Source organism: Streptomyces montanisoli (assembly GCF_017813245.1).
GTDB classification, from domain to species: domain Bacteria; phylum Actinomycetota; class Actinomycetes; order Streptomycetales; family Streptomycetaceae; genus Streptomyces; species Streptomyces montanisoli.
Genome location: NZ_JAGIQL010000022.1, coordinates 50,745 through 59,778, shown reverse-complemented (window position 1 = coordinate 59,778; position 9,034 = coordinate 50,745). Strand labels below are relative to the sequence as shown.

General features: G+C 69.3%; 10 protein-coding genes. 4 read left to right on the top strand and 6 right to left on the bottom strand.

All coding sequences use genetic code 11. The features are described 5' to 3' along the window. Window positions 1-348: 348 nt before the first annotated feature. The 3 genes from JFN87_RS08330 to JFN87_RS08320 form a co-directional block, all read right to left on the bottom strand. Complete coding sequence (locus tag JFN87_RS08330) at window positions 349-1,422, bottom strand: PRC and DUF2382 domain-containing protein (RefSeq protein WP_209339267.1); 1,074 nt, start codon at window positions 1,420-1,422, stop codon at window positions 349-351. A 246-nt stretch (window positions 1,423-1,668) separates the two neighbouring features. Further along, complete coding sequence (locus JFN87_RS08325; RefSeq protein ID WP_209339266.1) at window positions 1,669-2,919, bottom strand: hypothetical protein; 1,251 nt, start codon at window positions 2,917-2,919, stop codon at window positions 1,669-1,671. 38 nt (window positions 2,920-2,957) lie between these two features. Then, window positions 2,958-3,485, bottom strand: coding sequence for a SigE family RNA polymerase sigma factor (locus tag JFN87_RS08320; RefSeq protein ID WP_209339265.1), 528 nt, complete (start codon window positions 3,483-3,485; stop codon window positions 2,958-2,960). Between the two features lie 88 nt (window positions 3,486-3,573). Here JFN87_RS08320 and JFN87_RS08315 point away from each other — a divergent pair, with 88 nt between their 5' ends. Beyond that, the gene (locus JFN87_RS08315) at window positions 3,574-4,005 is read left to right on the top strand and encodes a protein-tyrosine phosphatase family protein (protein ID WP_209339264.1); all 432 of its coding nucleotides are present in this window, start codon (window positions 3,574-3,576) and stop codon (window positions 4,003-4,005) included. A gap of 122 nt (window positions 4,006-4,127) precedes the next feature. On the opposite strand, the gene JFN87_RS08310 is transcribed toward JFN87_RS08315, so the two are convergent. Then, window positions 4,128-4,505 carry a hypothetical protein gene (locus JFN87_RS08310; protein WP_209339263.1) on the bottom strand — a complete coding sequence of 126 codons (378 nt, stop codon included), beginning with the start codon at window positions 4,503-4,505 and terminating at the stop codon, window positions 4,128-4,130. Window positions 4,506-4,607: 102 nt separating this feature from the next. Continuing rightward, window positions 4,608-4,748, bottom strand: coding sequence for a hypothetical protein (locus tag JFN87_RS08305; protein ID WP_209339262.1), 141 nt, complete (start codon window positions 4,746-4,748; stop codon window positions 4,608-4,610). A gap of 250 nt (window positions 4,749-4,998) precedes the next feature. Here JFN87_RS08305 and JFN87_RS08300 point away from each other — a divergent pair, with 250 nt between their 5' ends. After that, the gene (locus JFN87_RS08300; RefSeq protein ID WP_209339261.1) at window positions 4,999-5,532 is read left to right on the top strand and encodes an NUDIX hydrolase; all 534 of its coding nucleotides are present in this window, start codon (window positions 4,999-5,001) and stop codon (window positions 5,530-5,532) included. Here JFN87_RS08300 and JFN87_RS08295 read toward each other — a convergent pair. After that, complete coding sequence (locus tag JFN87_RS08295) at window positions 5,510-6,799, bottom strand: NsdA family TPR-like regulatory protein (RefSeq protein WP_209339260.1); 1,290 nt, start codon at window positions 6,797-6,799, stop codon at window positions 5,510-5,512. The genes JFN87_RS08300 and JFN87_RS08295 overlap by 23 nt on opposite strands. Window positions 6,800-7,175: 376 nt before the next feature. Here JFN87_RS08295 and JFN87_RS08290 point away from each other — a divergent pair, with 376 nt between their 5' ends. Both JFN87_RS08290 and JFN87_RS08285 read left to right on the top strand, forming a co-directional pair. After that, on the top strand, window positions 7,176-7,496 hold the full coding sequence (locus JFN87_RS08290; RefSeq protein ID WP_209339259.1) for a hypothetical protein: 321 nt from the start codon (window positions 7,176-7,178) through the stop codon (window positions 7,494-7,496). Continuing rightward, window positions 7,496-8,182: a hypothetical protein gene (locus JFN87_RS08285; RefSeq protein WP_307865363.1), complete on the top strand. Its 687-nt coding sequence runs from the start codon at window positions 7,496-7,498 to the stop codon at window positions 8,180-8,182. Before JFN87_RS08290 ends, JFN87_RS08285 begins: the two co-directional genes overlap by 1 nt. Window positions 8,183-9,034: the final 852 nt, after the last annotated feature.

The following is a 9,034-nucleotide window of genomic DNA, read 5'->3' as shown; positions in this document are numbered from 1 at the left end:
CCCCCCCCCCCCCCCCCCCCCCCCCCCCCCCCCCCCCTCCCCCCCCCCCCCCCCCCCCCCCCCCCCCCCCCCCCCCCCCCCCCCCCCCCCCCCCTCTTCCCAGGCGGAGGCCGGCATGCCCGATCCGTCGGAGACCGGGGCTCAGGCGCCCGCTCTCCCGATCTGGGAACGGCGGGGGGGGCGCGCGCCAGCGGGGGCGGCTCGCGGCAGCGCCGTGGGCCGCGACGTCGGAGCCCGTGGCGCCCCACGCCGCTCCACTGACCGCACGCACCGGCCTCCGCCCGCCCAACCGGCCCGACGCGATCGCGTCAGGACCGGTCAGGCCAGGTCAGGTCAGACCCGGTCAGGTCAGGACTGGGGCATGCCGCCGCGGCCACCGCGATCCTGGCCCGACACGTGCCCCTTCGTCCCGTCCGGAGCCTCCGTCTCGGCCTCGATGCGCTCCTTGCGCACGGTGCCGGTGACGGTCTGCTGCTCGACCTTCTCCTCGGTGGTGAGCCGGACGCGCTCCACGGGCTCGGTGTGCATCTCGACCACCGGGCGCTCCTCGTGCAGTGTGACCTCGTGGTCGGCCTCGGAGATGTCGGCGCCCCGCATGGCGGCGTCGCGGTTCTCCGCGGTGATCGGCTCGCGTATGACACGCACTTCCTCGTGGCGCACGGGGATGGTCTGCTGCTCCTCCTCGGTGACCACGTACTTGTGCAGCCGGGCCCTCGCTGCCTCGTGGCGCTCGGTGCCGACCGTCATGTGCTCCTCGGAGCGGGTCATGGCGATGTCCTCGGCGCCGGTCATGTCGTCGGCGCGCGCGGTGCTGGTGGGCGCGCGGCTCGCCGTGTCCCTGCCCATGGCCTCCTTGTCCAGGTCGAGCGCCGATGCGTCGCTGGGCGCCATGGCCGCACGGGACTGCCGCATGGCGGCGTCGTCGTCCATGTCGCCGGCCCTGCCCGCGGTGCCCGCTTCCGCGGCGGAGTCGCGCCGGTTCGCCGTCCCGGCCGCACCGGCCGCACCCACCGCGCCGGCGCCGCCCATGGCGGCCATGCCGCCCTTGGCGTCCGGACCGCCGCCGGTCTTGGCGTGCTTGCCGCCCTGCCGGTCGTCGAGGCCGCCATCGAGGCCGTAGTACTTGTACAGGCGGTGCTCCTCCTGCTCGGAGAGGTGCCCGCCGGCGTCGATGTCGACGTTGGGCGCGTCCTTGATCTGGTCCTTGCCGTAGGGGACTTCCAGGTGGTCCTGGACGAGACTGGCGTCGTGCGTGGGGATGAAGGACTCGCTCGAGCCGAACATCCCGGTCTTCACGGTGACCCACTCGGGATTCCCCGTGGCGTCGTCGTAGAAGACGTGCTTCGCGCTGCCGATCTTGTTCCCGCCGGAATCGTAGACGGGGTGGTCCAGGACCGCGGGGATCTGTGCCTGTGTGATCATCGCGATTCCTCCTTGGTTCGCGGTTCGAGCACCGGGTATCCACTCACAGCCTCAAAACCACACAAACCGGGATTAATCGCAAGAAATTTGATCACGCCCACATCACCGCAGGTCGAAGCCGCGCCCAGCACACACCTCGCACCCCGCTCATGCCTGGCGGTCCGCCTGTCCGCCGACAACTCGTCGCGGACAGTGCGGTTGCCGTCACGACGCGCATACATGCATGCGTGCATGTGGCAGCCGACCTCAGGAAGCCCGGCCCCACTTCAGCCACTGCTTGCTGGTGGCGATCTTCGTCAGCTGATCGAGGGTGAGCGCGGGCGTGGTCCGGGTCTTCGGGCCGTACTGCTGAGCGCCGTTGCTCTCGAAGACCACGACACGCAGCCCGTCGGGCCTCATGGTGTCGGCCTGCCACATCACCATGCCGGCGCCGCCCTTCTCACTGGGCTCCTTGCGCCGCGACAGCTGCGTGCCGTCGGGCAGTGTGGTCGAGTCGCTGCCGAAGAGCTGGTCCCTCACGTCCGACATGTTCGGCTGCACGTTGATCTCCAGCCGGGTCACTCCGCGGCCGTCGTCCACGAGGAGGTAGGTGTACTCGCCGTCGTCGCCGGTGCCCTGACCGGTGACCTTGATGCCGGGGGGCAGCAGGGCGCGCAGCGTCTTTCTGAGCGTGTCCCCATCAGGAGCCTGCGTGGCCGAGGGCGGTACGGGTGTACGGGGATGCCGCGCGGACATCTGCGCGAGCGGCGCGTGCCAGACATCGGACGAGACCAGCTTCTCCAACTGCTCTGTATCCAGCGGCGGTTCGGCGCGGGAGATCTGTGAGCCCTTCTCCGAGGGCGCGTTCCACTCCCGCGCCTCGACCGTGCCTCCACCGGGTGCGACCAGGGTCCCGGTCCAGAGCTTGGTCTTCTCCCGTCTGTCCGGATACTCGTACCCCTTCATGATCATGAGCCGGGACCCGTCGGGCAGGGTGCTCGTCGTGCAGTCGTCGTACGGGACGGCCCCCTTGTCGGGGCAGGTGACGCGATCGCGCGCGGCAGCGCTCGCCCCTTCGACCGCGAGGCTCACAGCGGACGGTCCCTTGTGGTCGTCGTACACGAAGGAGACGGTGGGGCCCGGCCGCTCGTCGACGCCGGTGGCCTCGACTCCCGTGATCGAGCCCGCGGGCATCACCTTGCGCATGGCGGCGACCATCTGCGGCCCCGTGAACGCGGCGGGTGTGGCGGACGCAAGGGACGGGTCCGCGGCGCGCGAAGCAGCGGCAGGCGTTCCGCCGGCGCCCACGATTCCGGCACCGTAGGCGCCACCGAACGCGGCAGCCCCGGCGGCCAGGACGCTCCCCGCGACCGCGGCAATCCGCCGCCTGGCCTGCCTGCGACGCCCCCTGGCCACCCCGCCTTCGACCAGCGCACCGCTGTCCGCCGGGGTGAACACATCACCGGTCCGGTGCATGGCCAGGCCGAGCTCGTCAACGAATCTCTCGTCTTCCGGCATGCTGAAGTCACTCCCCTGCTCGGTTTCCTCTGGGTCCGTCAGGAAGGCGCGAACTCGATGTACGTGCCTCCAAGTTGCTGCCTCAACTTGGCCAAGGCCCGCACCGATCTGGTGCGTACGGCCGCCGCGCTGACGCTCATCGCCTCGGCGGTCTCCTCGATGCTGCGGTCCTCCCAGTACCGAAGGACCACCACCGCACGGTCCTTGGGCGCGAGTCGGGCGAGCGCGTCGAGGAGGGCCAGGCGCAGATCGGCGTCGCCCTCCGACCGCGCGGCCCCCTCGGGCAGTTCACCGAGAGGCCGTTCCGTGGCGGAACGGCGACGCCGGTGGGTGAGGAAGCAGCGCACGAGGACGGCCTGGGCGTAGGCGGCGGGGTTCTCCACGCGGGAGGTTCCCCACACGGTGTACATGCGGCCCAGCGTCTCCTGCACGAGATCCTCGGCCAGATGTATGTCACCGCTGGTCAGAAGGCAGGCAGACCGAAACAGCCGGCCCGCCCGGCCCGCCGCGAACTCCCTGAAGCCGTCCGCATGTCTCGCACGTCCGGCCTTGCTCTCCGCCCCCACGTCTTCACTGACGCGCCGGGGCCCGGAAATGTTTCACGTGAATGTTTCACGTGAATCTCCCGACTCTGCCCCTCGGTAAGGTGCTCGCATGGGCGAAAAGTGGGACTCGACGGACGGGATCCTGCGGCTTCCCTCGGGCTCGCTGGTGCGTGGCCGGGGTCTGCGTCACCCGTTGCCCGCGGGGCCGGCGCCGTCCTTCGGGGTCTACCTGCTCGGTAAGCAGCCTCCGCAGACGGAATGGGAAGCCCGATGGTTGCGGTGGCCCGACTTCCGCCTTCCCAAGGACCGCCGGGAAGCCCGGGAGGTGTTGGCGGAGGCGCTGACCCGGGCGCGGACCGAACGCGTCGAGGTCGCGTGCGGCGGCGGACGGGGGCGGACGGGTACGGCCCTGGCATGCATGGCTGTCCTCGACGGCGTCCCGCCGGACGAAGCCGTGGCGTACGTCCGCCGTCACTACGACCACCGTGCTGTGGAAACGCCCTGGCAGCGACGCTTCGTACTGCGCTTCGGGGACGCGTAGCGCGTGCCTGTCCGGCCAAGCGTGCGCCCCCTTGGCCGAGCGACGGCTCGCGGGACCTTGCCTCGCCCTACACCAGGCACCCTGACTTCCCCGTACGGACCTGACGCACTCGACACCCGTTCTCAGCAGTGCTCGCCGGTCATGACGACACCGAAAACGACGACCTGACCGCCGGCCTGGCTGACCTTGGACGGCTCCTGCGCGCATACCTTCCAGTCGGCCTCGTCGGTGACGTCGCGGTGCCGCCCGCTGACGTCGACGAAGCTGAGGGGATGCGCCTCCGTGTCGATCTGAGCGCGGACACCTGCGGCGTTCCCGCCGATGAAGATGCTCCCGTCGAACGGCGTGTCAATGCGCCCGCCCGCCGATGTGGCAGTGGGCTGGGCCGAGGCTGTCTGCCGTCCAGCGCCGTGGTCGGGCCCGCTCGGCCGGGACGAGGCAGTACAGGCACTGACGCCTGCGAGCAGCAGGACGACGAGAACCGGCTTCCATCCGCGCATGAGCATGTTTCCCCCGAGACCGAGTGCGACGGCTGCACGCCGCGCACGAGACAGCAAGCACGGGAAAGATACGCCCCCGAGGGTTCAGGGGCGCACCCGCAGTCAGCACAACGTCTTCTCGATGGCCTCGAAGATGTCCGCGTCGGTCTCCTGCTGCCAAGACGGAAGATGGATGCCCGCGATCCGGGTCTCCCGAAACAGTCGTGCACCCTTGGTCTGCGGCGTGCCTACCTCTCTCGTCACGGCGTTCTCTGCCTCCAACTCCCCATGCGGCGCTCGCAGCTCAACGGTCCGAACTCGACGCTCAGGGCTGGGAGGCTACGGGCGACTAAGCCGGACGCGGAGGCTCGCGCGCAGGCAGATACGCGACCCGGGCGTACTACTGCGTGATCAAGTGCGGCGCGTAATTGTCACCCCCGATCGCAAAGCACTTCCCGCCTTCTGCCAAGCCGATCCCTGCGATCCTGGAAGCCGATCGAGAGGGGCGGCAGCGATGCAGTGGAAGATCCACGGAGAACGTCCGATCTACGAGAACAGCTGGGTGAACCTCTGGCTCACCGACGTCGAGACGCCGGACGGGAACCGCTGGGAGCACCACGTCGTCAAGCTCCGGCACCTGGCCGTGGCCGCTGTTGTCAACGAGCGGCGGGAGGTCCTGATGATGTGGCGGCATCGCTTCATCACGAACGCGTGGGCGTGGGAGCTGCCCATGGGGCTGGTCGAGGAGGGGGAGACGCCGGCTGAGGCTGCTGCCCGTGAGGTGCTGGAGGAGACCGGTTGGCGGCCCAATCCGGTCAAGCCCCTGATCTACGCCGAGCCGGCCAACGGCATCACCGACTCCCAGCACCACATCTTCCGGGCCGATGGGGCGACGTACGTGGGCCCGCCGACCGAGAAGAACGAGTCGGACAGGATCGAGTGGATACCGCTGGCCGATGTGCGGGCCATGATCGACCGACGCGAGATCGTCAGCAGCGGGTCCCTCGTCGGGCTGCTCTACCTGCTCATGGACGAGGCGATCCGCTGACTCGGCCGGGCAGTACGTCCCGAAGCCTGGCCTCGTACGCCACCGCGGCCGGTTCCCGGCGAAAGGGTTCCAACTGCGCGTGGAACTCCCGGAGGTGGCCGACGACTCGCTGCGAGCTGACGGCAGCCGCCGGAACCAGGGCATCCATGGCCGTGTGACACGCTTCGTCGAGTTTGCCGCGCTGGAGTTGGGTCCGGGCGAGCCAGACTGCGTGAAACGCGCGGCCTCGGTGGCTCGCCTGATCTTCTCTGCGCAGGGCATCCGCGATGAGGGGCTCGGCAAGGGCGGCTTCGCCGAGGCGGCCGTGCGCGATGCCGGTGTCGGCGATGAGCTTCGGCTCGTTGAAGTAGGCGACCCAGGCCGGGTCAGGATCGCCGGTAGTGATCCGGCCGAAGTGGGTGTGAGCTTCCGAGATCGCGGTGTGGGTCGCGTCTTGGTCGCCCAGCGTGGCATGGGCGAAGGCCTCACGCATCGCGAGCATGGCCAGTACGCGCGGTGTCGTCCCCAGGACCGCTCGTGCCTGGTCCTGTGCCGCGCTGACGAGTGCGAGGGCGTCGCCGGGCTTGTCCTGGTAGGTGGCCTGCAGGCTCATGCAGGCGAGGACATTGGCCATGAACGTGTGGTCGCCGATGGTCTTGGCAAGGGCAAGGGATTCGGTGAAGTAGGCGCGCGCCTGGTTGTACTGACGGGCGTCGAAGTAGGTCCACCCGGTCAGCCTGGCCAACTCGGCCGCGATGCTGTGCAGTCCGTCCCGAAAGGGAGCGGGGCGCTGTTCCTTGAGGAGATCGACGACGTAGCGGAGCTGGCCGACGACCGCCGGCCGTAAGGTCTCACCACCGTGCTCGTCGTCCCGGCGCCAGTAGTCCGCGATCGATGAATGCAGTGCGTCCAACGTCGACGGGCTGAGATCCCGCTCGGCCGTGAGAGCGAGGACGCTGTCCACGTCGGCTCCTGGCAGCGCGGCGACCAGTGGCTCGTCCGGCGGGATCCGTTCCTCGGCCGGTTCTCGAGGCGTGACCGTCAGACCGGCAGGCGCTTCCCAGGCGCGCCGGGCAAGACCGAGCATGTGCCCAGGGATGTGGAGGCCGTCCGAGATCCGCTCGATCACGTCCATGTGCAACAACTGTCTTCGTCCGGCGATCACTTCGCCGACACGGCTCGGGGTGAGGTCGCAGCGGCGCGCGATCATCGACGGATAGATGCCCGCTCGGGCTTTGACCAGCTTGAAGATACAGCCGAAGTCTCTGGCCCTGCACGCCCCGATCATCGCTGGATCCGTGAGCAGACCGGGAGCTCCTTCGAGCGAGGTGGCTTGGGCATCGGAGACGCTCCGGCATGACGACTACGGAAAGCTGACGTTGACGAACCGAGAGTGATGTTACCCACATTGGGTAATCCGCTTGGCCTTTCTGGCCGAGCCCGCGCATCGCGATGCTCCTGACCATGGCGAACGGACAGGACGACGTACGAATGACGCTACGGGTCTCCCACGACTCCGGACGGACGTGGGGGCCTCTCACGGAGGTACGCGTGGGGGCCGACCCACTGGTCACGGACAACCCGGGCCGCTACCCACCGTGTGCCTGTCGCAGGTGCGTTCGGCGGCAGCGGTACTCGGTCGTGTCCATCCGGACGGTGTCGTGATGCGCTGCACGCACTGGCGCTCGGTGCCGTCGCACCTGGCATGGGAAGCGCGGGAGGGGTGGGCAGCGGAGTGCGTCGACACGGCTGTGCGGTGCCAGTTGCCCACGCACGGAGAGGGCACCGAACACTTCGGCCTGCTCGGTGACCTGGGCGAATACGGGACGGCGCTGTGGCTGCGCTGGCGGGGGAAGACCGAGGTGGACCTGGCCATCCTGCTGGACTGCCCGGTGTCCGCCCCCGGCCCCGACGGCGAGGGCTGTTGCCTGTTCGTCGGCCACACCGAGCAACACACCTGGGTGGACACCCCGGAGGAGGGCTAGTGCACCAGCTGTTCGCGAGCTCCGCCCGGATGAGCCGCACCACCGACCTGAGTAGGACGACTCAGGAAGGCCGCCGCCACGTAGGCAATGATCGGTACATGACGGTGACCAGGACGACGAAGGTCCAGGGCGGGGTTCTTGCGCTGGCGATGCTGGCCCTGCTGACGGCAGGCTGCGGAACTCAGCGGCCGGAAAGCGCCGGCGACGCGTACCGGCGCACCCACCCCACACCGACTGCGATATCGACGCCCAGCAAGCCGACGAACCTCCCGTGCCCCGGGGAGACAACCACGCCGACACCGACGACCTCGGCCAGTCCGGTTTCGGCCGCGCCCGGCGACCACTATGCCGAGAACCACGGCTTCCGGGACCCCTTCCCCCTTTACGGGCAGAGCCGCTGCGACGGACTCGCGGCCGTCGACCGTATCGAGAAGGCACTCGAACCATTGCGCAAACGAGGCGACTTCGCCCCGGCCAGCACCCGTAGCGCGCTCACCGGCCTTGGTTACCCCGCCGACACAGTGGAGTCGTATCAGAACGGCCCTACCGGGGTGAGCTTCCTTGTCGAGGTCAATGCCTCCCCGGTGTGCGTCGAGGGCACGATGGACCGCGACACCACGCAAGCCCACGCCTTCGGCGGCTATCCCGACCACTCGGGCTGCGACACCCCCAGCGGCGGCCACTGACGCTCGCCCCCACGCCAGCTTGCGCCCATCCGTCCAGTAGCCATGCGCTCCGACTGAAGTACAGGTTGAACGGTGGTGCCGGGCGTGCGCCGACACGTACGGATGCCCCGATGGCGCCGTGGTCATCACCGTGTGCCCCCTACGTGTCTCAGAAACGCGAAGAGGTCCGTCGGCCCTCGCCCCATGCCCGGCGTATCTCTCGGCCGGCGAGCGCTCCGGCCACGACTGTGCCTAGGGCGGGAATGACCGGCGTCAGGACCCAGGTGCCCCATGCAACGAAACCTGTTTCCACGGGCTCGTAGCCGCCCCAAGCCTTCTGCACAGCTCGTACGACCTCTCCCCGGTGGCCCTCGTACTCGATTTTCACCGTGTGCGTCTCGTTGCCAACCTGAGGACCGCTGCATACCGCGTGGCTACCCCCGCGCCCTCCGCCCTCCTGGTGGCATTCTGCGAGTCGCACCTGAACAGGGTCTCCCAGCACCTCCAGTCGAGCGAGACCTGTGATCACAGTCCACGCCACCGCCGCGGCACCTAGCAGGGTGAGCATGCTGTAGCGAGCAATCGCGCGCCCCCGCCCCCTTGTCATAGACACAGCATGCCGGGAACTTGATCAAGCCGGTACCCACGCCCAGTGGCGGTGAGCCACGAGTCCGCCGCTTTCGCCACCTGTTCGTCGCGACCAGCGACCGGCCGCGGGTAGTGCCGGGTCAAAGTCCGCCTTGGGCCACTCAAGCGCTCAGCCGGCGCGACGGCGCAGTTCATGCGGAGGTCGATGAGCAGTTCGGCGCTGGGCGGGGAGCAGGACAGCAGCCCCGCACGGCAGGAAGCGCTCGCGGGTCGTCGGCTGACTCA